Consider the following 22,356-nt stretch of genomic DNA (forward strand, 5'->3'; position numbering starts at 1 on the left):
TAGCCTCCATGGTCCCACGGGTGCGGACCACGGACGGGTTTGGGCCGGGAAAGGCCGCGCTGGTAGCCTGAGTGGCTGTGCCTCATGCCCTCTCGCAGGAGGCACGACTCAAGAAATCACCGGTACGGGGCCCGAGCGGTGCCGTGCCAGAACCTGAGAAGGCTCATTCGTGGCGAACATCAAGTCCCAGATCAAGCGGATCAAGACCAACGAGAAGGCGCGGCTGCGCAACAAGGCCGTCAAGTCCTCCCTCAAGACCGCGATCCGCAAGGCCCGCGAGGCTGCTGCCGCGGGTGACGTCGAGAAGGCCACCGAGTACCAGCGCGCTGCCGCGCGTCAGCTCGACAAGGCCGTCTCCAAGGGCGTCATCCACAAGAACCAGGCCGCCAACAAGAAGTCGGCGCTGGCTCAGAAGGTCACCGCGCTCAAGGGCTGACGTCTGATGTGACGCCGGAGGGAATCGAGCGGGCCCTCTCTCATCCGCTCCCGTCCGGCACCCCTTCGGATCCGCGCGCGGCCTGCGTTCGCCACGCGGGCGCGGATCCAGCAGCGTGAACCGAACGGCCGGGTGTCCTCCTTCCCCATGGGAGGGCCCCCGGCCTTCGGCTTTCCCGGGCCTGTGTCCTCGACCCGACGTCTCCGGGCCTGTCGGCTTTCCGGGCCTGTCGGCGCTCCGGGCCGGTCAGCCTCTCCGGGCCGGTCTCCTCAGGACCAGAACTCATTGCTCCTGTCGATGTCCTCGACGCATTCGTCGAGGTCGGTGACCTTGTCGCCGACGATCCGGAAGACGATGCACCCGGTGTCGTCGAGGTGCCTGCCGTTGCGCTCGGCGGTGAAGCGGGTCATGCCGACCGCGTGGCCGCGGCCGTCGACCGCGATGCCGATCAGGTCGGCACGCATCGTTCCCTGGGTCTCCGCGCCGAGCCGTTCGTACATCTCGATGATCGCGTTCACCCCTTTGAAGTCGCCCGACAACGGGTGGTCGCCGGGCACGTGGTGCGTGGCATCGGCGGCCATCAACCCGCGCAAGGTGTCCATGTCCCCGCGCGAGAAGGCCTCGTAGCCCTTGCGGACGAGCGCTGCGTGCGGGTGTTCAGCCATGATCCTCGCCACCTTTCGCTGACTCGGCGACGTACGGCTGACTGCTTCGATTGTCTCTCCGGCCGGGTCCGGCGGCACAGCGGAGAGCCTGGGCCGTTCCCCGATGACAACCCTCGGCCCGCGGCTGGGGCGCGCGTCAGCCCCGGCCCCGGGAACGGGCCGCCCGGGCGATGGTGACAACCGCCTTCTCCAGGGCGTACTCCGGGTCGTCGCCCCCGCCCTTCACGCCCGCGTCCGCCTCGGCCACGGCCCGCAGCGCCGCCGCCACGCCGTCGGGGGTCCACCCGCGCATCTGCTGCCGCACCCGGTCGATCTTCCAGGGCGGCATGCCCAGCTCCCGCGCCAGGTCCGCCGGCCGGCCGCCGCGGGCCGACGACAGCTTCCCGATGGCCCGGACGCCCTGGGCCAGCGCGCTCGTGATCAGCACCGGTGCCACGCCGGTCGCCAGCGACCAGCGCAACGCCTCCAGGGCCTCCGCGGCCCGGCCCTCGACGGCCCGGTCGGCGACCGTGAAGCTCGACGCCTCCGCCCGCCCGGTGTAGTACCGCCCGACGACCTCCTCGTCGATCGTCCCCTCGACGTCCGCGACCAGCTGCGAGACGGCCGACGCCAGCTCACGCAGGTCGCTGCCGATCGCGTCGACGAGCGCCTGGCACGCCTCCGGGGTGGCGGACCGCCCGGCCGTGCGGAACTCCGCCCGCACGAACGCCAGCCGGTCCGCCGGCTTGGTCATCTTCGGGCAGGCCACCTCGCGGGCCCCGGCCTTGCGGGCCGCGTCGAGCAGGCCCTTGCCCTTGGCTCCGCCGGCGTGCAGCAGGACGAGGGTGATCTCCTCCGCGGGCGAGGCGAGATAGGACTTCACGTCCTTGACGGTGTCGGCCGACAGGTCCTGGGCGTTGCGCACGACGACGACCTTGCGCTCCGCGAACAGCGACGGGCTCGTCAGCTCGGCGAGCGTGCCGGGCTGCACCTGGTCGGGCGCGAGGTCCCGCACGTCCGTGTCCGCGTCGGCGGCTTTCGCGGCGGCCACCACCTCCTGCACGGCGCGGTCCAGCAGCAGGTCCTCCTGGCCGACGGCAAGGGTCACCGGCGCGAGGGGGTCGTCGTTCGCACTCTTCCTGGGCATCCCGACAAGCATCCCACGCAGCGGTGACAGCGAGCCGGGAAGGCCGGATCCGCGGACCGGCCTACGGCTCCTCCCGCCAGCCCTCCCACTCCCCGGCGAACCGGTCCAGCTCGGCCGGGTCCAGCCGCTCCTCCTCGTCGCGCAGGACGACCAGCCACTGCGCGTCCTCGGCGTCGTCCTCACCGGCCAGGGCGTCCCGGACCAGCCGCGGCTCCTCGGCGATGCCGAACCGCTCCCGGAGCGCCTCCACCACTTCCTCGGCCGCGTCCCGGTCGGGCAGCACCAGCACATGTCGCACGTCACTCACGCCGGACATTGTCCGGCACGGGGCCCCGGGGCCGGCTCCCGGCCCCGGGCGGGGGCCAGGGCCCGGGTGGGGCAGGGGCAGGGCCCGGGCGGGACAGAGGCCGGGCGTGGACCGCCCTGGGGGCCAGGGCGTGGGCCAGCCCAGGACCCGGGCGTGGGCCGCCCTGAGGGCCGGGGCGTGGGCCAGCTCAGGACCCGGGCGTGGGCCGCCCTGGGGGCCGGCGCGCTACGCGGGGACGCGCAGGACCGGCACCCCGGCCAGCTGGATCCCGAACCGTTCCCGGTAGGCCGCGAGCACCTCCTCGTCCGTCCCCAGCTCCCGCTCCTCCCGCGTCCCGTCGGCGGCCGTCGCCGTCAGCTTCCGCCCGCTGAGCGTGATGCGCCCGCCTTCCTCCGTCACACGGGAGCAGACCAGCGAGCGGGTGAAATGCGACTCCGGCGACGTCCGGTGCCACCACGCCCCGGCTGCGAAGTCGCCCAGCACCCGCGGCCGCACCTCCAGGCGGTACTGCGGCCGGCCGTCGCGGATCACGTCCAGGTCCGCCGCCTCCGCCGCCTCGTGCCCGCCGCGCACCCCGGCCGCGTCCGGCCCCGCCTCGACGATCCGGAACGTCCCCGCCGGATCCTCCTGCTCGCCGCGCTCCCCGAACGCCAGCGGCAGATGGCTGTGCGCCCCGAACCCGACGTCGGCCAGCCAGTCCCCCGCGTCCACCGTGCGCACCCGCAGCGCGAGGTGGTCGTACGGGATCCCGAGCAGCTCCCCGTCCCCGTGGACCCGCGCGGCCAGCAGCACCACGTCGTACCCGAGCGCGGCGAGCAACGCCCCGAAGGCTCCGTTGAGTTCGTAACAGAACCCGCCCCGGCGCGCCCCCACCACCTTGTCCAGCAACCGCTTCTCCTCCAGCACGATCTCCTCACCGAGGTGAACCGAGAGGTTCTCGAACGGCACCGTCTGCAGATGCCGCAGGTGCAGCTCGCGGAGCGCGTCGACGGTGGGCCACGCCGGCTGCTCGACTCCGAGACGGCGCAGATAGGCATCAACCTGACTTGGATTCATGCCCTCAGTCTCGCGCCACGCTCAGCCCTCCGTCCTGCCCCGTGACCGCCAGGGCACCGTCGCGGTCCGTGCGCAGCACCACCGCTCCCCCGGCGCGCAGCGCCCCGACCGTGCCGGGGGCGGGGTGCCCGTAGGGGTTGTCGTCGCCGCAGGAGATGAGGGCCAGCCGCGGGGCCACCCGGCGCAGCAGGCCCGGGTCCTGGTACGCCGAGCCGTGGTGGGCGACCTTCAGTACGTCCACGCCCTCCAGTGCCCGGGCCGCGGGCGACCGGGCCAGTGCCCGCTGGGCCGGGGGTTCGAGGTCGCCGAGGAGCAGCATCCGCAGTCCGCCGGACCGGACCAGCATGGCGACGCTGGCGTCGTTCGGGCCCTCCGGTGCCGGGTGGGCCGGGAGCGGCTGCGGGGGCACGCCCGGAAGCGGGCTCGCGGGCGGGCTCGAGTGCGGACTCGAGGGTGGGCCGGGGAGCAGGCTCGGCGGCGGGCTGGGGGGTGGGCTCGGGGGCGGCCACACCACCTGCCACGACAACTCCCTCGCGCGCAGCTGTTCTCCCGCCGCCGCGCGCGTCACGGGCACCCGCCGCAGCGCCGCGTGTCTCCGCACGAACGCGGCCTGGTCCGCCGGCTCCTCGAGGCCCGTGGTCGTGATCGCCCCCACGTCCCGCCCGCGCAGCACTCCGGGCAGGCCCGCGACGTGGTCGGCATGGAAATGGGTGAGCACGACCAGGGGGAGACGGGTGATGCCGAGGTCACGCAGGCAGTGGTCGGCCAGTGCCGGGTCGGGCCCCGCGTCCACCATCACCCCGGCGCCGTCACCCGCGGCGAGCACCATGGCGTCGCCCTGGCCCACGTCGCACATGACCATCCGCCAGCCCGGCGGCGGCCAGCCCGTGAGGGTCCGGGTGAGCGATGGCGGCTGCACCACGGCCAGCACCAGCAGCACCCCGCAGGCCCCGCACCACCGGGGACGGCGGAGCAGCCACCGCCCGGCCGGCACCAGGACCAGCGTCACGGCGCCGAGCAGGGCCGCCCCCGCCCAGCTCCCGGGCCAGTCCACTCCCGCACCGGGCAGCGCGGCCCCGGTCCGGGCGATCCGGGCGATCCACCCGGCGGGCCACCGCGCGCACCACGCGAACGCCTCGGCCACCGGCATCGCCACCGGGGCCGTGGCCAGGGCGGCGAAGCCCAGTACGGTCGCCGGTGCGACCGCGGCCTCGGCGAGCAGGTTGCACGGCACCGCCACCAGGCTCACCCGCGACGACAGCACCGCGACGACGGGCGCGCACAGGGCCTGCGCGGCTACCGCGGCGCCCAGTGCCTCGGCGAGCCTCGGCGGCACGCCTCGCCGCCGCAGCCCGGCGCTCCAGCGGGGCGCGAGCGTCAGGAGGGCGCCGGTGGCCACGACGGAGAGCAGGAAGCCGTAACTGCGCGCCAGCCACGGGTCGTAGAGCACCAGCAGCAGGACCGCCGTCGCCAGCGCCGGGATCATGGATCTGCGGCGGCCGGTGGCGAGGGCGAGCAGTGCGACGGCTCCGCAGGCCGCGGCCCGCACCACGCTCGGGTCCGGCCGGCACACCACCACGAAGGCGAGCGAGAGCGCGCCCCCGAGCACGGCCGTACCGCGCAGGGAGATGCCGAGCCGCGGCGCGATCCCCCGCCGCTCGGCCCGTTGAGCCAGACCCGGCGGGCCAAGGAGCAGGGCGAGCAGGATGGTGAAGTTGGCCCCGGACACGGCGAGCGTGTGGGTGAGGTCCGTCTCCTTGAACGCCTCCTCCAGCTCGGGGGTGACCCGCGAGGTGTCCCCGACGACCAGACCGGGAAGCAGGGCCCGGGCGTCCGGGGGCAGCCCCTCGGTCGCCTCCCGCAACCCGGCCCGCAGCCGCCCGGCGAGCCGCTGGGAGCGCGACGGCTCCCGCACCACCTGCGGTGGGCCCGAGCCACGCACCCGCAGGACGGCGGCGATCCGGTCACCGCCCGTCATGGCGGGCGCCGACCGCGCCTCCACCCGGAGCCGCGTCGTGGGAAGCAGCCCCAGCCACGGCGAGGGCGCCGACCCGTCGACGCCCCGGTCCGGTGTCGACGCCCTGACGTCGACGATCAGCAGCACCGGCGTCCGCGTCGCCACCGCCGCTCCACCCGGCTCGTGTACGCGGCGCACCTCCGCGTCGATCAGCACGACCGTCGGAACGAGGTGATCCCCCCTCACCTTCGGCCTGCTGAGCCGTGGATCGGAGGTCAGCTCCACCTCCGCCGACACGGACCGGTACTCCCGTGCCAGACCGGGCACCGGCCCGCGGCGCAGATCCGCTCCGTGCAGCCCGGCCGACGCGGCGGCAGCGGCCACGCACAGCAGCACGGCGGCGGCCGACACCCGCGTCCAGGACGGCACTCCGAGCCGCCGGGCGCACGGCAGCAGCGCGACAGCGGCCAGACAGCCCACCACCAGGCCCCCGACCCATCCGGGTGGCGCGTCCAGTGCGAGGGCTGCCGTGGCCCAGGCCGCGAGGGCGGGCGGCACGAGACGCAGGTCGGTCGGGCCCTCCTGCCGGGGTCGGGAACTGCCCAGCCGGTGGCCGGAGGCGGCGTGCACGACCGACCGGGCGGGGCGGGGGCGCGTGGGCGAGACCGACCGGGCGGGGCGGGGCCGCACGGGCGCATCGTCGTCCGGGAGCACCGGCGTGCCGGACGTGTGCCTCATGGCCGTACGAGGGCGCGCAGGTCGGCGAAGCGGCGGTCGCCGATGCCGTTCACCTCGCGCAGCTCGTCCACGGAACGGAAACCGCCGTGTCGCGTGCGGTAGTCGACGATGTGCTGCGCGAGCACCGGTCCGACGCCGGGCAGGGTGTCGAGCTGCTCCAGGGTGGCGGTGTTGAGCGAGACGGGAGCTGTCGGGGCCGAGCCGCTCGCCGCTCCGCCCGGAGGTGCCACCCCGGCGGTCCCGGCGATCCCCCCGGGTGGTGCGCCACCCGTTCCGGAGCCCGGCGCGCCGACGAGCACCTGTTCACCGTCCACCAGGAAGCGGGCGCGGTTGAGGCCGTCGGTGTTCGTGCCCGGCTTCACACCGCCCGCCGCACGCAGGGCGTCCGCGACCCGGGAGCCGGCCGGCAGCCGGTGGATCCCCGGTTCGCGGACCTTGCCGCCGACGTCCACGACGATCTCCGCTGCCCCCGCCTTCGCCGCCCCGCCCGACGCCCCTGCTGAGGCGGCAGCGGAACCGGCGGACGCGCCCTCGTCCCCTCCGGCGCCGCCGGGCCCACGCGCCTGTCCCGCCCCGTCGGCCTCGTCCTGTGCCCCGTAGGGGGCTGCCGCCCTCACCACCTCCGGCGGCCGTACGGTCTCGGTCCGGCCGACCCAGAAGTGCTGCGCGGCGAACGTCGCGGCGAGCACCAGCACCGCTGCCAGAGCGAGGACGCTCCGCCGCTCCAGACCGCACCTCGCCTGCACCCACACCGGCAGGCGCTCCCGCAGGGCCGGCCCGGACCGCTCGCGCCAGGTCCCTCGCGCAGGGAAACCGCCTCGGCCCTCGGGAGAGGAGCCGGGCCGGCCCTGCCCCGTGCCCTCGTCCCCGGCCGAGACTCCCGCCCTGCCCTCGACGACCACCCCCCGGTCGAAAACCACCCCCTGATCACCGCGCACGGTTCGTGCCCCGCTCCTCAGGGCCTCGCCGGTTGGGGCGGTACCCGGCGGCGGCCCCTGCCCCGACTCCCGCCGCAGCCCTGCCTCTTCAGCACGTCCCGAGGACGCGCCGAACAACAGCCCCGCCCGCCGCCGCAGTTCCTCCTCCGAGGCGTGCGCACGCGCACCCCGCCCCCCGGATCGCCCTGGCCGCTCGGATCGCCCGGATCGCCCGATTCGCCCGCGCGTGCCGAACCGATACCGCCGGTCCCGGCGGTGCCGTACGCGTCCGTCCGACGTCGGCCCCCGGCCCGGCCCACTGGTCACCGGCCCCGTGTGTGAACGTGATCGCAGTGCCATGCGAGGAGGATCGGCCCCACCGGCCCACCCGCGCTGATCTTGGTCGAATCCCGTGGACAACCCACAGGCTGTGGACAACTCCGCCCCTCACACGGGTGACGCCCGCGGTGTTCACCGAGGCGAAACCACGACCCCCAGCAACCCGGGCCCGGTGTGCGCCCCGATCACCGCCCCGACCTCGCTCACATGCAGATCCGCCAGCCCGGGCAACCGCGTCCGCAGCCGGTCGGCGAGGGCCGACGCCCGGTCGGGGGCGGCGAGATGGTGGACGGCGACATCCACGGGCGCGCTGCCCGCGCGGTCGGCCGCGATCTCCTCCAGGCGGGCGATCGCCTTGGACGCGGTGCGCACCTTCTCCAAGGGCTCGATCCGCCCGTCGGCCAGCTGCAGCAGCGGCTTGACCGCGAGCGCCGAACCGAGCAGGGCCTGCGCCGCCCCGATACGGCCGCCCCGGCGCAGGTAGTCGAGGGTGTCCACGTAGAAGTAGGCGGAGGTGCCCGCGGCCCGCTTCTCCGCGGCCGTGACGGCCTCGTCCACCGTGCCGCCCGACTCGGCCGTCTCCGCCGCCGCGAGCGCACAGAAGCCGAGCGCCATGGCGATCATGCCGGTGTCCACCACCCGCACCGGCACCGGCGCCCGACGCGCGGCGAGGACGGCCGCGTCATAGGTGCCGGACAGCTCGGCGGACAGATGGAGGGAGACGATGCCCGTGGCGCCGGACTCGGCGACCTCGCGGTAGGTCTCCTCGAAGACCGCGGGCGCGGGCCGCGAGGTCGTCACCGGGCGCCGCTTCTGCAAAGCCTGGGCGAGGGCGCGGGTGGAGATCTCGGTGCCCTCCTGCAGGGCGCGGTCGCCGAGGACCACGGTCAGGGGGACCGCGGTGATGCCGTGCCGCTCCATCGTCCGGGCCGGAAGGTAGGCCGTTGAATCGGTGACGATCGCGACATGGCGGGACATGAGCTGGAGGTTACCTGCCGTAGTGGCCGTGCGGCAGCCCGGCCCTGAGGCACCGGGGCACGCGTGACCGGATCAAGTGGTGCTCTCGGGGCGGGGCTTCTTCTGCCAGGGGTAGGTCGGGCGGGGTGCGGGCGCCGCGATGGCCGGTCGCGCCGCCGGCTCCTGCTCCGCACCGGACTGCGTGGTCTCGGGCCAGGTCTGCCCCGCGGCGGGGGCGTCGGCCGCCGGGGCGTCGGGCCAGGGACGCGCGGCGGGGCGGGGCTTCGGCGCGGAGGCCTCGCCGGCCCTCCTCGTCTCGCTCGCGCCCTCTGGGGAGGCCTGCGTCGTCGTCCAGTGCCGCAGGGCGCCGGCCTCCACGTCGATCTGCGCGCTGAGGGTGTCCAGGTCGTCGCCCGAGAAGCGGTGGGCGCGGTCGCGGACCGCCCAGCGCAGCGCGTCCGCCGACTGTGTGATGCGCGCGGTGCGCTCACGCAGCTCCGGCAGGCGCTCCCGCAGGGCGGTACGGTCCGGCTCCGACTCCAGGCGCTTCAGCTCGCCGTCCAGCTCGCGGCCGTGCACGCTGAGTCGCTCGAAGAGGCCGAGGGACTCCTTCACGGACGCGTCGTCGGTGGCGGCCGCGTTCAGCGCGTCCTGGGTGGCGCGCATGGAGGTGCGCAGCTTCAGTCGCAGCTGGGCGAGTTCTCCCGCGGCGCCGGTCTGGGCCAGGGACTTGGCCCTCAGAGTGTGGTCCTCGACCGTGCGGCGGGCCTGGCTGATGCCGCGGTCCACGCTGCGCTTGGCGGCGCCGACCGCCTTCACGGTGGCGTACGCGCCGAGCGCGACGAGAAGCACGAAGAGCAGGGCGAAGACTGCGAACACTGCTTCCACAGGGGCTCCTCCTCAGGGCGCCGCGGCACACCTCACATCGCTCTCCACGGTAAACGCAACAGGCAGGCCCGGAGTTCCAGAAGAACCCCGAACCTGCCCTTAGGGGACCAATAGGGGATCACCGGCAGGTCATCCCCGTGGCTGCCGCGGAGCCCGGGCGCTCACGCCGGGACGATGTTCACCAGCTTCGGCGCGCGCACGATGACCTTGCGGATCCCGGCGCCGCCCAGCGCGGCGACCACCTTCTCGTCCGCCAGCGCGACCTTCTCCAGCTCGTCGTCGGAGATCGACGGCGGCACCTCCAGCCGCGCCTTGACCTTGCCCTTGATCTGCACCACGCAGGTCACGGTCTCGTCGACGACGTACGCCGGGTCGGCCACCGGGAAGTCCCGGTGGACCACCGAGTCGGTGTGGCCCAGCCTGCGCCACAGCTCCTCGGCGATGTGCGGGGCCAGCGGCGCGATCATCAGCACCAGCGGCTCGGCGACCTGGCGCGGCACGGCCCCGCCCGTCTTGGTCAGGTGGTTGTTCAGTTCGGTGACCTTGGCGATGGCGGTGTTGAACCGCATGCCCTCCAGGTCCCCGCGCACCCCGTCGATCGCCTTGTGCAGGGCGCGCAGCGTGTCCTCGTCCGGCTCGGCGTCGACGACGGTGACCTCGCCGGTCGCCTCGTCGACGATGTTGCGCCACAGCCGCTGCAGCAGCCGGAACTGGCCGACCACCGCGCGCGTGTCCCACGGCCGCGAGACGTCCAGCGGGCCCATCGCCATCTCGTACAGGCGCAGGGTGTCGGCTCCGTACTCGGCGCAGATCTCGTCGGGCGTGACGGCGTTCTTCAGGGACTTGCCCATCTTGCCCAGCAGCCGGGAGACCTTCTCGCCCTGGTACCAGTAGGCGCCGTCGCGTTCCTCGACCTCGGCGGCCGGCACCGCGATGCCACGGCTGTCGCGGTACACGTAGGCCTGGATCATGCCCTGGTTGAACAGCTTGTGGAACGGCTCGGCGGAGGAGACGTGGCCCAGGTCGTACAGCACCTTGGACCAGAAGCGGGCGTACAGCAGGTGCAGCACGGCGTGCTCGGCGCCGCCGACGTACAGGTCGACACCGCCGTGCGGCATGCCCTCGCGCGGGCCCATCCAGTACTGCTCGATCTCGGGGTCGACCAGGCGCTCGCTGTTGTGCGGGTCCAGGTAGCGCAGCTCGTACCAGCAGGAACCGGCCCAGTTGGGCATGGTGTTGGTCTCACGGCGGTACTTCTTCGGGCCGTCGCCCAGGTCCAGCGTGACGTTGACCCAGTCCTCGTTGCGCGACAGCGGCGTCTCGGGCTGGGTGTCGGCGTCGTCCGGGTCGAAGGTGCGGGGGCTGTAGTCCTCGACCTCGGGCAGCTCCAGCGGCAGCATCGACTCGGGCAGCGCGTGGGCGATGCCGTCCTCGTCGTAGACGATCGGGAAGGGCTCGCCCCAGTAGCGCTGGCGGCTGAACAGCCAGTCGCGCAGGCGGAAGTTGACGGTGCCCTCGCCGGCGCCGGTCCGCTCCAGCCACTCCGTGATGCGCGCCTTGGCCTCGGCGACGCCCAGGCCGTCCAGGCTGACCTGGTCGTTGGACGAGTTGATGATCCTGGCGTCGTGGGAGGAGAAGGCGTTCTCCCACGTGGCGGTGTCCGTGCCGCGGCCGTCGGTGGGCTCGACGATGCAGTGGATCGGCAGCTCGAAGGCGCGCGCGAACTCGAAGTCGCGCTGGTCGCCGGCCGGCACGGCCATGATCGCGCCGGTGCCGTAGCCCATCAGCACGTAGTCGGCGATGAAGACCGGGACCTGCTCGCCGTTGACCGGGTTGGTCGCGTAGGCGCCGATGAAGACGCCGGTCTTGTCCTTGGCCTCGGCCTGGCGCTCCACGTCGGACTTGGACGCGGCCTGCGCGCGATAGGCGGCGACGGCCTCGGCCGGGGTCGCGTGGCCGCCGGTCCACACCGCGTGGGTGCCCTCCGGCCAGGCGGCCGGGGTGAACTTCTCGACCAGCGGGTGCTCGGGCGCCAGCACCATGTAGGTGGCGCCGAACAGGGTGTCGGGCCGGGTGGTGAAGACGGTGATGCGCTCGCCGTCGATGGGGAAGTCGACGCGGGCACCCTCGCTGCGGCCGATCCAGTTGCGCTGCTGCAGCTTGATGGCCTCGGGCCAGTCCAGTGCGTCCAGGTCCTCCAGCAGCCGGTCGGCGTAGGCCGTGATGCGCATGTTCCACTGGCGCAGCTTCGCCTTGAAGACCGGGAAGTTGCCGCGCTCGGAGCGGCCCTCGGCGGTGACCTCCTCGTTGGCCAGCACGGTGCCCAGCCCGGGGCACCAGTTGACCGGCGCGTCGGAGGCGTAGGCCAGCCGGAACTCGCTCAGGACGTCGGCCTTCTCGGCGGCGTTCAGCTCGCTCCACGCGCGCGTGTGCCCCGGTACGGGCCGCTCACCGGACTCGAACTCGGCGACCAGCTCGGTGATCGGGCGGGCCCGGCGGGCGTCCTGGTCGTACCAGGAGTTGAAGATCTGCAGGAAGATCCACTGGGTCCACTTGTAGTAGTCCGGGTCGATCGTCGCGAACGAGCGGCGCTTGTCGTGGCCCAGGCCCAGCCGGCGCAGCTGGGCCTTCATGTTCTCCATGTTGGCCTCGGTGGACACGCGCGGGTGCGTGCCGGTCTGCACCGCGTACTGCTCGGCGGGCAGGCCGAAGGCGTCGAAGCCCAGGGTGTGCAGGACGTTGTGGCCGGTCATCCGCTGGAAGCGGGCGAAGACGTCCGTGGCGATGTAGCCCAGGGGGTGGCCGACGTGCAGGCCCGCACCGGACGGGTACGGGAACATGTCCATGATGAACTTCTTGGGCCGGGCGACGGCCTCCGGGGCGCCGGCCAGGTCGCCCGTGGGGTTGGGCGCCGCGTAGGTGCCGTCCGCGTCCCAGAAGTCCTGCCAGCGCGCCTCGATGTCGGCAGCCATGGCAGCCGTGTAGCGGTGCGGCGCCGCCACCTCGGAGGCGGCGGCGGGGTTCGTCTCGCTCATGATCCTCAAAGCTCCATCGATCGTCTCTGCCTGCGGCTGTCTGGTTCGAGAAACGAAAAATCCCCTCGCACAGGAGGGGACGCCGCGCCGATTCCGGCCACTCGTTTCGTCCGGTGGCCGGGACTGATCAGCGCGGCCCGCTAAGCAGAAGGCGTACGGCACGCATGGCGTCAGGGTACCGCAGGCCCTCAGCGCGCCGCGACGCGCTTGTCGAGGGCCCCTCGGCAGGCGAAAGGCTGAACCATGGTCAATAGTTACTTCGCGTAACAGACGCTATGGGGCATCACAACGACCACATTGTCCTTTGATAACAACGCAATAACTCAAACCTGCTACCGATCGGTATGGCTCCGCTTAGAGTGCGGCACGGGACCGCTGCTTTCCCGAACCGCTCGGAGTTGCCCCCATGAACCCTCTTCGCAGTATCAACTCGCCACACCCGGTCACCGGGACGTGGGGAGGCCGGTCGTGAACCCCTACGACTCCACGGCAGACGACTCGTTCGCCGAGTTCCTGAACTTCGGCGCCGGTGTGCTCTCCCTCGTGTGCCTGTCGTGCTCGGTGATCTGGGGCCTGGTCGCCCAGGACCGGATCCTGCTCGACGCGCGCAGGCGCATCCTGGCGCAGGCCGTGCACCGGACCACGGCCGTCGCCTCGATCGTCTTCCTGCTGGTGCACATCGGGGTGAAGCTGGCCCTGGCCCACACCTCGTGGATCGCCGCCGTGATCCCCTTCGGGCTGCTCCTCACCGACGAAGAGCTGGTCACCGGCCGGGCGTTCCTGATCGGTCTGGGCACCCTGGCGGGACTGCTCATGATCTTCGTGGGGATCACCGGCGCACTGCGCAACCGCTTCGCCTCTCCCGCGCCCGTCGCGGCCCGCTGGCGCGCCATGCACATGCTGGCCTACCCGGCCTGGTGCGCCGCCCTCGTGCACGGCCTCTACGCGGGTCGCGCGGCCAAGCCGGTCTTCGTCGTCCTGTACGGCCTGTCCCTGGCCGGTGTGACCGCCGCCCTCGCCCTGCGGGCCGCCCCGCGCCCGGTGAAGCGCAAGGTCGCCGACCGGTTCGCCGCCCTGATCGGCCCGGGCGAGGGCCAGGGCCGCAGAAACCTGGAGGAGAGCCGGGCCCGGGCGGCCGGCGGCTCCGCACTGCCCGGCTACGAGGGCCGCAAGGCCGGCGCCGGGCGGGAGGCGTCCGCGCCGCGCTTCGAGCAGGCGGAGCGCCCCTCGCCGCAGGAGTCCACGGGCGGCTTCGCCGCGGCCTACCGCGCGGTCTCGGCCCCTCCCCTGGGCCGCCAGGCCTTCGCCCCGGGACCGACCACCAGCATGGAACTGCCGCTGGACCTGCAGCCCACCCAGGTCGTCCCCACCGTGGACGGCCCCTCCAGCACCTCGGGCAACTGGCCGATACCGTCCCCGCCCCCGGTCGGCGAGGCCCCGCCGTCGGCCTACGACCCGCTCCAGGACACGGGCTTCAACATCCCGCCTTACGACCCCCTGCAGGACACCGGACAAAGCATCCCGGCCTACGGCAATCCCGGCACGGGTGGCTACGGATCGAGTGATGTGTACGACACGGGTGAGACGAACACCCCGCGCGACACGTACTACCCGGACGACACGTACAACAGCGGTCCCGCCACTGAAACACTGCCCGGTGCGTCCTACGACTTCGACGCACCGGGATCGGGCGAACCTTGGAACACGCCTTCCGGAGGCTTTAAGTGAACGAGGCCCTGCCCGACGTTCCCGAAGTCCGCGTGGTCGGACTTCCCCAGCTCACGTCGGGCTTCGACCTTGTCGATCGACTCGATCTGCCCATGCACCTGAAGGTGCACGGGCCGCTCGAACCGATGGGCGGTGAGCAGCTCGCGCAACTCGCCGAACGCATCAACCTGAAGGGCCGCGGCGGCGCGGGCTTCCCCTTCCACAAGAAGCTGCGCTCGGTCGCCGAGGCGGCGATCAAGCGCGGCGTCCGGCCGGTCGTCGTCGTCAACGGCAGCGAGGACGAACCGGCCTGCCGCAAGGACACGGTGCTGATCAACCGTGCCCCGCACCTCATCCTGGACGGTGCGCTGCTGTGCGCCGAGGCCCTGGGTGCCCGCACGCTCGTGGTGGGGGTCACCCGTGAGTCGACGCAGCGCTCCATGGAGGCCGCCCTGGCCGAGCGCGGTCTCAGCAACGGCCGCAGGTCGGCCCTGCGTGCCCGCGTGCAGCGCAACCCGGTCCGCATGGTCACCGGCGCCGCCGCGTCGCTGATCCGCTCGATCGACGGCGGCCCCGCCGTCCCGCCCGGCCGCAAGGTCAGCGCCTCGCAGAACGGCGTCGGCGGCGCGCCCACCCTGCTGTCCAACGCCGAGACCTTCGCCCAGCTGGCCATCGCCGCCCGCATCGGCCCGGAGCGCTACGGCAACACCGGCCTGTACGACGAGCCGGGCACCGTCATGCTGACGGTCTCCGGGGCGGTCGCGCGGCCCATGGTGATCGAGGTCCCCACGGGCGTGCCGTTGCGCTACGTCCTGCAGCTGGCCGGGGCGCCGCCGGTCCCGCAGGGCGTGCTCACCGGCGGCTACCACGGCAAGTGGATCGACGCGGCGACGGTCAACGAGGCGATCGTCTCCCGCAACTCCCTGGACGCGGTGGGCGGTTCCCTCGGCGCCGGGGCCATCCTGCCGATCAGTCAGGACACCTGTCCGCTGGGCGAGTCGCTGCGGGTCGCCCAGTGGCTGGCCGAGGAGAGCGCGGGCCAGTGCGGCCCCTGCTACCTCGGCCTGCCGGCGGCGGCGCGCGGTCTGGAGGACATCCTCAACGGCGGCGGACCGGCGGCCCTGGAGGCCCTCAAGCAGGTCGCCAAGAACGTGAAGCGGCGCGGGGCCTGTTCGCACCCCGACGGCTCCGCGATGTTCCTGGAGTCGACCATCAAGGCGTTCACGGACGACCTGGCCGCCCACGTCCTCGGCAACGGCTGCGGACGGCGTGTGGAGGGCGTCCTGCCGCTCTTCGAGGGGGGCAGGGGCCCGACGGGCATCCCGGGCGGGGAGTCGGAGGAGAACGGCCCCAGCCGCCAGAAGATCTTCGTGGACTGGACGCTGTGCCGGGGCCACGGCCTGTGCGCGGACATCCTGCCCGAGGTGTTCCAGCTGGGCGCCGACGGCTTCCCGACGGTGGCACAGGCGCAGGTGCCGCGGTACGCCGAGGCCAAGGCTCTACGCGCGGTGCGCCGCTGCCCGGCGCTGGCCCTGCGCATCGAGGAGGACACGCGCGGCCAGGCCCCCTCCCGCAACCTGCCGGTCCTCTCCCAGGGCCGCGGCCGCCGCGCCCTGGGCCGCTGAGCACGGCTGCGGGCGGGCTCCCACCGGAGTCCCCGCCCGCAGCCGCACGGACGCCACGGACGCCGGTTGCCACGGACGACAAGAAGGCGGGCCATCCATTCGGATGACCCGCCTTCTCATCTGCTGTGGAGCTAAGGAGAATTGAACTCCTGACCTCCTGCATGCCATGCAGGCGCTCTACCAACTGAGCTATAGCCCCTTGCGGTGTTGCCCCCCGGGTTTCCCCGGCGGCGACGCCAACATTACTGGTCCTGCGGGCCCAACACCAAATCGGTTGCGCCGCGCCCGATATGACCGATTTGCCAACCTGTCGCCGCTCAGGCCGTCACGAACGAGTAGAACCGCTTGAGGGTGCAGTGCTCCTCCAGGAGCCGGCCGTAGATCGGCTCACCCTCCAGTTCGCGGTACGTCTCGATCGGGTCGCCCTTTATGATCAGCGCCCGCGCGCATTCCTCGCACCAGTACTGGTAGTCGGGATTGATCGGTTCCATGTCGCGGACGATCGGCGTGCCGCTGCCGCACCAGTCGCACTTCCGCCTGTGTGCACCCATCGATCAGCTCCAGCTGTGGCCGCAGGCCGTGCACACGTAGGAGATACCGCCGTTGTCGCCGAGCATCTGGGCCACATGCGCGGATCCGCAGGAAGGGCAGCTGAGGCGGGTGGACATCACCGGTGGCACCGCTGAGCCGAGGAGGTGGTCGGCCTCCTCGAGGATGCTCGCAGGCATCGCTACTCCCTCCCGTCGGGTCGCGCCCCCTTCCGGCCGTTTGATTCTGCCACGGCCGGACCAATACGGTCAGCGACGCCTCAGTACCAGTCCGGACACGGCACCCCGGCGGGGCTGTAGAGGTATACGCCCGGAGCGGCCCGGACGACTCAACCGCGCGCATGAAAAATCCCGCCCCCTGGCGGGAACGGGATCTTGATGTGGAGCTAAGGAGAATTGAACTCCTGACCTCCTGCATGCCATGCAGGCGCTCTACCAACTGAGCTATAGCCCCTGGTGTTCTCTCCCCGCTGGCGGGGCGAACAAGAAGAACTTTAGCCTGCGACCTGCCGGAAAGTGAAATCCGGGGTCAGTCGTCGTCTCCGAGCACCGGCTCCGGCAGGGTGCCGGCGTTGTGCTCCAGCAGCCGCCAGCCGCGGGCGCCTTCGCCGAGCACGGACCAGCAGCAGTTGGACAGGCCGCCCAGGCTCTCCCAGTGGTGCGCGTCCAGCCCCAGCAGACGGCCGATCGTGGTGCGGATGGTGCCGCCGTGGCTGACCACGACGAGCGTGCCGTCCTCGGGGAGCTTGTCGACGTGCCGGAGCACCACGGGGGCGGCCCGGTCGGCCACCTCGGTCTCCAGTTCCCCGCCGCCGCGGCGTACGGGTTCACCGCGCTTCCACGCGGCGTACTCGTCGCCGTGCCGGTTGATGATCTCGTCGTGCGTCAGGCCCTGCCAGACGCCCGCGTAGGTCTCGCGCAGCCCCTCGTCGTGGGCGACGTCGAGGCCGGTGAGCACGGCGAGCTCGGCGGCCGTCGCCGCCGCGCGCCTCAGGTCGGACGCGACGATCGCGTCCGGCTTCAGCGAGGCCAGCAGACGGGCCGCGCGGCGCGCCTGGCCGACACCGGTCTCGGTGAGCTCGACGTCCGTGCTGCCCTGGAAGCGGCGCTCCACGTTCCAGGAGGTCTGGCCGTGCCGCCACAGGATGATGCGGCGGCCGCGGCCCGGCCTGCCGGCCTCACCGGCGGCGCTCACCGCCAGTCACCGTCCAGCTCCGCCGCCTCCTCGGCCGCCTGCAGCTTGGCGTGCTCCTCGGCCTTGCCGCGGGTGGCCCGGGCGTCCTCGGGCAGCTCCAGCTCGGGGCAGTCCTTCCACAGCCGCTCCAGGGCGTAGAAGACGCGCTCCTCGCTGTGCTGGACGTGCACGACGATGTCGACGTAGTCGAGCAGGACCCAGCGGGCCTCCCGGTCGCCCTCGCGGCGCACCGGCTTGGCGCCGAGTTCCTTGGACAGCCGCTCCTCGACCTCGTCGACGATGGCCTTGACCTGGCGGTCGTTGGGCGCGGAGGCCAGCAGGAAGGCGTCCGTGATGGAGAGCACGTCACTCACGTCGTAGGCGACGATGTCGTGGGCCAGCTTGTCTGCGGCCGCCTGGGCGGCGGTGTTGATGAGCTCCTGGGAGCGGTCGGTCACGGTCACTGCAAGGCTTTCCGTCGGCGGACACTTGTCCTCAAGGGTCTCACGGACGACAGCGGGCCCCCCACGCGCTCACGACGGATCGCACGGAGGGCCCGCTGTCACGGCCCACCCTCGTCACTTCCGCGTCAGCCGGACGACGGTTCGTAGTCCTGGCCGAGGAGCACGGCGACGTCCGCGCTCGCGGGGGTCTCGCCCTTGGCGACGGAGCTCGCGGGCAGGCCCAGGGTCTTGGCGACCTCGGTGGCGTGCTCCTTGCCGGCGGCGTCGGCGTACACGACCTTCGACGTGGCACGGGCGGTCGCCGTGCCGCCCTCCAGGAAGGTGAAGCCGCCGTTGAGCAGGACGACGCGGGCCTTCTCCGTGTTGTCCTTCACACCGGTGGCGTTCTGCACGGAGACGGTCGTGGCGGCGTCCTTGTCCGGGCTCTTGGCCGTGCCGCCGAGGACCTCCCGGACGATCTTCGCGCCGGCCTGGGCGCCGAGCGTGCCGTCGCCCTGGACGGGCAGCAGGTCGGTCCGGTAGTCGCCGCCCTTGGCGAGGTCGGAGAGCCCGGCGAGGAAGGTGCCGAGGTCCTTGTCGGTCAGGGACGGGTCGAGGATCTGCGCCAGCGTCTGGATGGTGGTGGTCGCGGCCCCCGGGTCGGAGGAGAGCTTGCGCAGCACCCCCTGCATGACCTGGCCGAACCGCTTGAGCTGCGCGGTCTCGGACTCGCCGGGTGCGCGGTAGGTGGCGTAGGCGACGGCCGCCTTGCCGCTGAGGGTCTGGTCCGTTCCCCGGTGGACCAGGGGGGCCTCGCCCTTCTTCTTCGCGGCCGGGTCCGGCACGTCGGTGTCGGTGTCGGTGTCGATGGTGCCGACGAGGTCGACGAGGTTCTGCAGGTACGGGGTGTCCAGGCGCCAGGTGCCCTCGATGTCGGTGCCGAGCACCGTGTCCAGCGCCTCGCGGGTGCCGTCGGAGCCGTCGTCGTCCACCGACTTGGCCAGGGTCGTCGTGGTGCCGTCCTCACCGCTCAGGGCGAGCGAGTTGGGCAGCAGGACGGTGGTGCCCCGGTGGGCGGTGGTGTTGTCGACGAGGAGGGCCGTGGAGGTGCCGCCGCCCTTCGTGTCGTGCAGGTGGACGACGATCACGTCGCGCTTCTGGGCCCCGGCCGCCGTGGTGGTGCCGGTGCCGGAGTCGCCGGAGGACAGGCCGGGCAGCTTGCCCGCGTACCAGAGCCAGCCGACGCCGCCGGCCGCGACCAGCGCCAGGACGACGGTCAGGGCGACGATCCGGCTGCGCGCGCGGCGCCGGGCCTCCTCGCGCCGCTCGGTGCGGTTCTCCGTGAACTTCAGCCAGTCGATGACGTCTTCGGAGTTGTCGTCCGGTTCCTCGACGAAGGCGAACTGCTCGGTGTGGTACTCCCGTTGCGGCTCGTCGGTCTCCTCGCGCCCGGCCGGACCGGCCTGCTGCGGGATGTGTGCGGTCTGCTGCACGGGCTGCTGTGACGTCTGCTGGGCGGTGTGGCCCTGCCCGCCGTACGGGTCGTGCTGCCCGGTGGAGCCGTACGGATCGTGCTGCCCCGTGGCGCCGTACGGGTCGTAGCCGTGACCCTGCGGGTACGTGGGGGCCGCGCCCTGGTCGTACGCGGCCGGGGGCTGATGGCCGCCGGTGCCGTAGGGGTCGTAGCCGTAGCCCTGCTGGTCCTGGTGGGCGTACGGGTCGTAGGTGTGCTGCTGGGTCTGGACGTGCCGGTAGACGGGCCGGCCGTACTCGTCGTAGCCGACGAGCTCGTACGGGCCGGCGCCGTGGTCGGCGGCCCCCGCGTCGTATCGGTCGTTCACCGGTGCCCCTCTCGGCTCACTCGCCGCGGTACAGCTCGCGCTTGTCGATATAGCGCACGACTCCGTCGGGCACCAGGTACCAGATCGGGTCGCCCTTGGCGACTCTCGCGCGGCAGTCGGTGGAGGAGATGGCCAGCGCGGGGACCTCCACCAGCGAGACGCCGCCCTCGGGGAGTCCGGGGTCGTCCAGCTGGTGACCCGGGCGGGTCACCCCGATGAAGTGCGACAGGGAGAACAGCTCCGCCGAGTCCCGCCAGGTGAGGATCTGGGCGAGCGCGTCGGCGCCGGTGATGAAGAACAGGTCCGTGTCCGGGTTGAGGGCGCGCAGGTCCCGCAGGGTGTCCACGGTGTAGGTGGGGCCGCCGCGGTCGATGTCGATGCGGCTGACGGAGAACTGCGGGTTCTCGGCGGTCGCGATGACCGTCATCAGGTAACGGTCCTCGGCCGGCGAGACGCTGCGGTGGCTCTTCTGCCAGGGCTGCCCGGTCGGCACGAAGACCACCTCGTCGAGGTGGAACGCCGCGGCGACCTCACTGGCGGCCACCAGGTGCCCGTGGTGGATCGGGTCGAAGGTGCCGCCCATGACACCGAGCCTGCGCTTGCCGGGCCGCGACGGGCTCGTGCCGGGGCCGGCGGCCCGGCGCGCCGTCCCGGCGGCACGGCGCGGCTCGTCCGGGTGCCGCTCGGTGCCGCTCGCCGTGTCCGTTGCCGGGTCGTGCGGCGTCTCGTTCGCCGGACCGGTAGGCATGTCCTGCTCTCCCATGCGAGCAGACCCTACCGGCCCCGCCCGAGGGCTCCGGCCGCCCCCGTGCTCCCCGGGGCGCCCCGCGGGGGGCGCCCGGCCGGGCTCAGCGGTCGCGGTTGAAGCGGGTGGTGATCCACAGCAGGAGCAGCAGGATGAACAGGGCGCCGCCACCGGTGAGGTAGGGGCTCAGGCTCTCGTGGTTTCCGCCGTGCTCCTCGCCCTCGGCGGCGAGGGTGACCAACTGGGCAGCGGTGCTGTGGAAGCTCATCTTCGGCAGGACCTATCGCGTGTGGGCGGGATAAAGACGTCGGCTCATCGTAAGCGGGAGCCCCCGCCGCGATCACCCCGACTCCGCCTGTCGGTGCCCCGGACGCCCCGCGCCTGCGCCGCCGGTGCCGCCGCCCGCGCCCGGCGGGGAACCTTCCCGATCGCTCAGTCGTCCTTGTGTCTGTAGCCACGCAGCAGGAACCACGCGGTCAGCGCGGAGCCCACGAGCATCACCAGGAGCACGACGCGGAGGATCCCCGGTCCCCCTCGTCCGTCGGCGGTGTTCGCGGCCTGCGCGAGCCAGGCGGCCGCGAGGTGGTGCTCCATGGCGGTGGTTCCCTTCGCTGTACTGCCCGACCACGGTAACTCCGCCTAGGCTGGGCTCCGCCCAGGGAGGGCAAAGGGCCGCACAAGGTGCGGCAAAGGCCATACAGACGCATGGGGGAAGACATGTCCGACGGCCACGAGCACCACGGGCACGAGCACGTGCCCGGCAGGCAGCGCAGGCGCTTCCCCGGCATCTCCTCACGTGCCTACGAGCACCCCGCCGACCGCTCCGCCCTGGTGGCGCTGCGCAGGCTCAGCGGCTTCGACACGGTGTTCAAGGCCCTCAGCGGCCTGCTGCCCGAGCGCAGTCTGCGGCTGCTGTTCCTGTCCGACTCGGTACGCGTCTCCGATCAGCAGTTCTCGCATCTGAACGTGATGCTGAGGGACGCCTGCTACATCCTGGACCTGGAGAAGGTCCCGCCGATGTACGTGACGCAGGACCCGCAGCCCAACGCGATGTGCATCGGCCTGGACGAGCCGATCATCGTCGTCACGACGGGCCTGGTCGAGCTGCTGGACGAGGAGGAGATGCGGGCCGTCGTCGGCCACGAGGTCGGGCACGCGCTGTCCGGCCACTCGGTCTACCGGACGATCCTGCTGTTCCTGACCAGCCTGGCCGTCCGGGTCGCCTGGATCCCGCTGGGCAATCTCGCGATCATGGCGATCGTGACCGGGCTGCGCGAGTGGTTCCGCAAGTCGGAGCTGTCGGCGGACCGGGCGGGGCTGCTGGTGGGGCAGGACCTGCAGGCGTCCATGCGCGGCCTGATGAAGATCGCCGGCGGCAACCACCTGCACGAGATGAACGTGGACGCCTTCCTCGCCCAGGCCGAGGAGTACGAGGCCGGTGGCGATCTGCGCGACTCGGTGCTGAAGATCCTGAACGTGCTGCCCCGCTCCCACCCCTTCACCACCGTGCGCGCGGCCGAGCTGAAGAAGTGGGCGGCGTCGCGGGACTTCCAGCGGCTCATGGACGGCCACTACGCCCGCCGCGAGGACGACGGGGACACCTCGGTCCGTGACTCCTGGCGCGAGTCGGCGAACCACTACGGCAGCAGCGTGAAGAACTCCAAGGACCCGCTGATGAAGCTGGTCACGGACCTCGCGGGCGGCGCCGGCGACCTGGGCGACCGGGTCCGTCGCGGCTTCGGCGGTTTCACCGGTTCGGCCCAGCGGCCGCCCCGCGACACGGACGCGCCCGGCTCGTCGGACACGCCCGGTGACGACCGCCCGCCGGGCGACGGCAGATAGCGGTCCGGTC

General features: G+C 72.7%; 21 protein-coding genes and 2 tRNA genes. 4 read left to right on the forward strand and 19 right to left on the reverse strand.

Annotation, left to right across the window (positions count from 1 at the left end; translation table 11 throughout):
• Positions 1–169: 169 nt before the first annotated feature.
• Positions 170–436 carry a 30S ribosomal protein S20 gene (gene rpsT, locus ACZ4M5_RS05810; RefSeq protein ID WP_359191700.1) on the forward strand — a complete coding sequence of 89 codons (267 nt, stop codon included), beginning with the start codon at positions 170–172 and terminating at the stop codon, positions 434–436.
• Positions 437–705: 269 nt separating this feature from the next.
• Here rpsT and ACZ4M5_RS05815 read toward each other — a convergent pair whose 3' ends face one another.
• The 9 genes from ACZ4M5_RS05815 to leuS form a co-directional block, all read right to left on the reverse strand.
• The gene (locus tag ACZ4M5_RS05815; RefSeq protein WP_467733478.1) at positions 706–1,101 is read right to left on the reverse strand and encodes a nuclear transport factor 2 family protein; all 396 of its coding nucleotides are present in this window, start codon (positions 1,099–1,101) and stop codon (positions 706–708) included.
• 136 nt (positions 1,102–1,237) lie between these two features.
• Entirely contained in the window at positions 1,238–2,227 is a 990-nt protein-coding gene (gene holA, locus ACZ4M5_RS05820; protein ID WP_467733480.1) for a DNA polymerase III subunit delta, read from the reverse strand.
• Between the two features lie 61 nt (positions 2,228–2,288).
• Positions 2,289–2,534, reverse strand: a complete 246-nt coding sequence (locus tag ACZ4M5_RS05825) for a hypothetical protein (protein WP_467733482.1) — start codon at positions 2,532–2,534, stop codon at positions 2,289–2,291.
• Positions 2,535–2,759: 225 nt separating this feature from the next.
• Positions 2,760–3,590 carry an arylamine N-acetyltransferase family protein gene (locus ACZ4M5_RS05830; RefSeq protein WP_467733484.1) on the reverse strand — a complete coding sequence of 277 codons (831 nt, stop codon included), beginning with the start codon at positions 3,588–3,590 and terminating at the stop codon, positions 2,760–2,762.
• Between the two features lie 4 nt (positions 3,591–3,594).
• Positions 3,595–6,285 (reverse strand): ComEC/Rec2 family competence protein, encoded by a 2,691-nt coding sequence (locus ACZ4M5_RS05835; protein WP_467733486.1) that lies wholly within the window; start codon positions 6,283–6,285, stop codon positions 3,595–3,597.
• Positions 6,282–7,562 carry a ComEA family DNA-binding protein gene (locus ACZ4M5_RS05840; RefSeq protein WP_467733488.1) on the reverse strand — a complete coding sequence of 427 codons (1,281 nt, stop codon included), beginning with the start codon at positions 7,560–7,562 and terminating at the stop codon, positions 6,282–6,284. Before ACZ4M5_RS05840 ends, ACZ4M5_RS05835 begins: the two co-directional genes overlap by 4 nt.
• A 111-nt stretch (positions 7,563–7,673) precedes the next feature.
• Positions 7,674–8,519 (reverse strand): DegV family protein, encoded by an 846-nt coding sequence (locus ACZ4M5_RS05845; protein WP_467733490.1) that lies wholly within the window; start codon positions 8,517–8,519, stop codon positions 7,674–7,676.
• A 72-nt stretch (positions 8,520–8,591) separates the two neighbouring features.
• Positions 8,592–9,386, reverse strand: coding sequence for a hypothetical protein (locus ACZ4M5_RS05850; protein WP_467733492.1), 795 nt, complete (start codon positions 9,384–9,386; stop codon positions 8,592–8,594).
• Between the two features lie 161 nt (positions 9,387–9,547).
• Complete coding sequence (gene leuS / locus ACZ4M5_RS05855; protein ID WP_467733494.1) at positions 9,548–12,421, reverse strand: leucine--tRNA ligase; 2,874 nt, start codon at positions 12,419–12,421, stop codon at positions 9,548–9,550.
• A gap of 468 nt (positions 12,422–12,889) precedes the next feature.
• Between leuS and ACZ4M5_RS05860 the strand changes: the two genes are divergently transcribed.
• Both ACZ4M5_RS05860 and ACZ4M5_RS05865 read left to right on the forward strand, forming a co-directional pair.
• Positions 12,890–14,149, forward strand: coding sequence for a cytochrome b/b6 domain-containing protein (locus ACZ4M5_RS05860; protein WP_467733496.1), 1,260 nt, complete (start codon positions 12,890–12,892; stop codon positions 14,147–14,149).
• Positions 14,146–15,753, forward strand: coding sequence for an NADH-ubiquinone oxidoreductase-F iron-sulfur binding region domain-containing protein (locus tag ACZ4M5_RS05865; RefSeq protein ID WP_467733498.1), 1,608 nt, complete (start codon positions 14,146–14,148; stop codon positions 15,751–15,753). The genes ACZ4M5_RS05860 and ACZ4M5_RS05865 overlap by 4 nt, the downstream gene beginning before the upstream one ends.
• A 126-nt stretch (positions 15,754–15,879) precedes the next feature.
• On the opposite strand, the gene ACZ4M5_RS05870 is transcribed toward ACZ4M5_RS05865, so the two are convergent.
• From ACZ4M5_RS05870 to ACZ4M5_RS05915, 10 genes are all read right to left on the reverse strand, one after another.
• Positions 15,880–15,952 (reverse strand) — tRNA-Ala (locus ACZ4M5_RS05870).
• A gap of 118 nt (positions 15,953–16,070) precedes the next feature.
• A complete protein-coding gene (locus ACZ4M5_RS05875; protein ID WP_006136074.1) occupies positions 16,071–16,304 on the reverse strand; it encodes a hypothetical protein in 234 nt (77 codons plus the stop codon).
• A gap of 3 nt (positions 16,305–16,307) precedes the next feature.
• Positions 16,308–16,481, reverse strand: coding sequence for a hypothetical protein (locus tag ACZ4M5_RS05880; RefSeq protein ID WP_383509898.1), 174 nt, complete (start codon positions 16,479–16,481; stop codon positions 16,308–16,310).
• Between the two features lie 201 nt (positions 16,482–16,682).
• Positions 16,683–16,755 (reverse strand) — tRNA-Ala (locus ACZ4M5_RS05885).
• Between the two features lie 75 nt (positions 16,756–16,830).
• On the reverse strand, positions 16,831–17,502 hold the full coding sequence (locus ACZ4M5_RS05890) for a histidine phosphatase family protein (RefSeq protein WP_467734249.1): 672 nt from the start codon (positions 17,500–17,502) through the stop codon (positions 16,831–16,833).
• On the reverse strand, positions 17,493–17,939 hold the full coding sequence (gene rsfS, locus ACZ4M5_RS05895) for a ribosome silencing factor (protein ID WP_376323015.1): 447 nt from the start codon (positions 17,937–17,939) through the stop codon (positions 17,493–17,495). Before rsfS ends, ACZ4M5_RS05890 begins: the two co-directional genes overlap by 10 nt.
• Before the next feature lie 125 nt (positions 17,940–18,064).
• Positions 18,065–19,759 carry an LCP family protein gene (locus tag ACZ4M5_RS05900; protein ID WP_467733501.1) on the reverse strand — a complete coding sequence of 565 codons (1,695 nt, stop codon included), beginning with the start codon at positions 19,757–19,759 and terminating at the stop codon, positions 18,065–18,067.
• Positions 19,760–19,775: 16 nt separating this feature from the next.
• Positions 19,776–20,522, reverse strand: coding sequence for a nicotinate-nucleotide adenylyltransferase (nadD, locus tag ACZ4M5_RS05905; RefSeq protein WP_467733503.1), 747 nt, complete (start codon positions 20,520–20,522; stop codon positions 19,776–19,778).
• An 85-nt stretch (positions 20,523–20,607) separates the two neighbouring features.
• Positions 20,608–20,772 carry a hypothetical protein gene (locus ACZ4M5_RS05910; protein WP_003990192.1) on the reverse strand — a complete coding sequence of 55 codons (165 nt, stop codon included), beginning with the start codon at positions 20,770–20,772 and terminating at the stop codon, positions 20,608–20,610.
• Positions 20,773–20,936: 164 nt separating this feature from the next.
• Positions 20,937–21,098: a hypothetical protein gene (locus ACZ4M5_RS05915; protein WP_369195683.1), complete on the reverse strand. Its 162-nt coding sequence runs from the start codon at positions 21,096–21,098 to the stop codon at positions 20,937–20,939.
• A gap of 123 nt (positions 21,099–21,221) precedes the next feature.
• On the opposite strand from ACZ4M5_RS05915, the gene ACZ4M5_RS05920 reads away from it, so the two are divergent.
• Positions 21,222–22,346: a M48 family metallopeptidase gene (locus ACZ4M5_RS05920; protein WP_467733506.1), complete on the forward strand. Its 1,125-nt coding sequence runs from the start codon at positions 21,222–21,224 to the stop codon at positions 22,344–22,346.
• Positions 22,347–22,356: the final 10 nt, after the last annotated feature.

The organism is Streptomyces sp. NPDC026246, assembly GCF_055567995.1.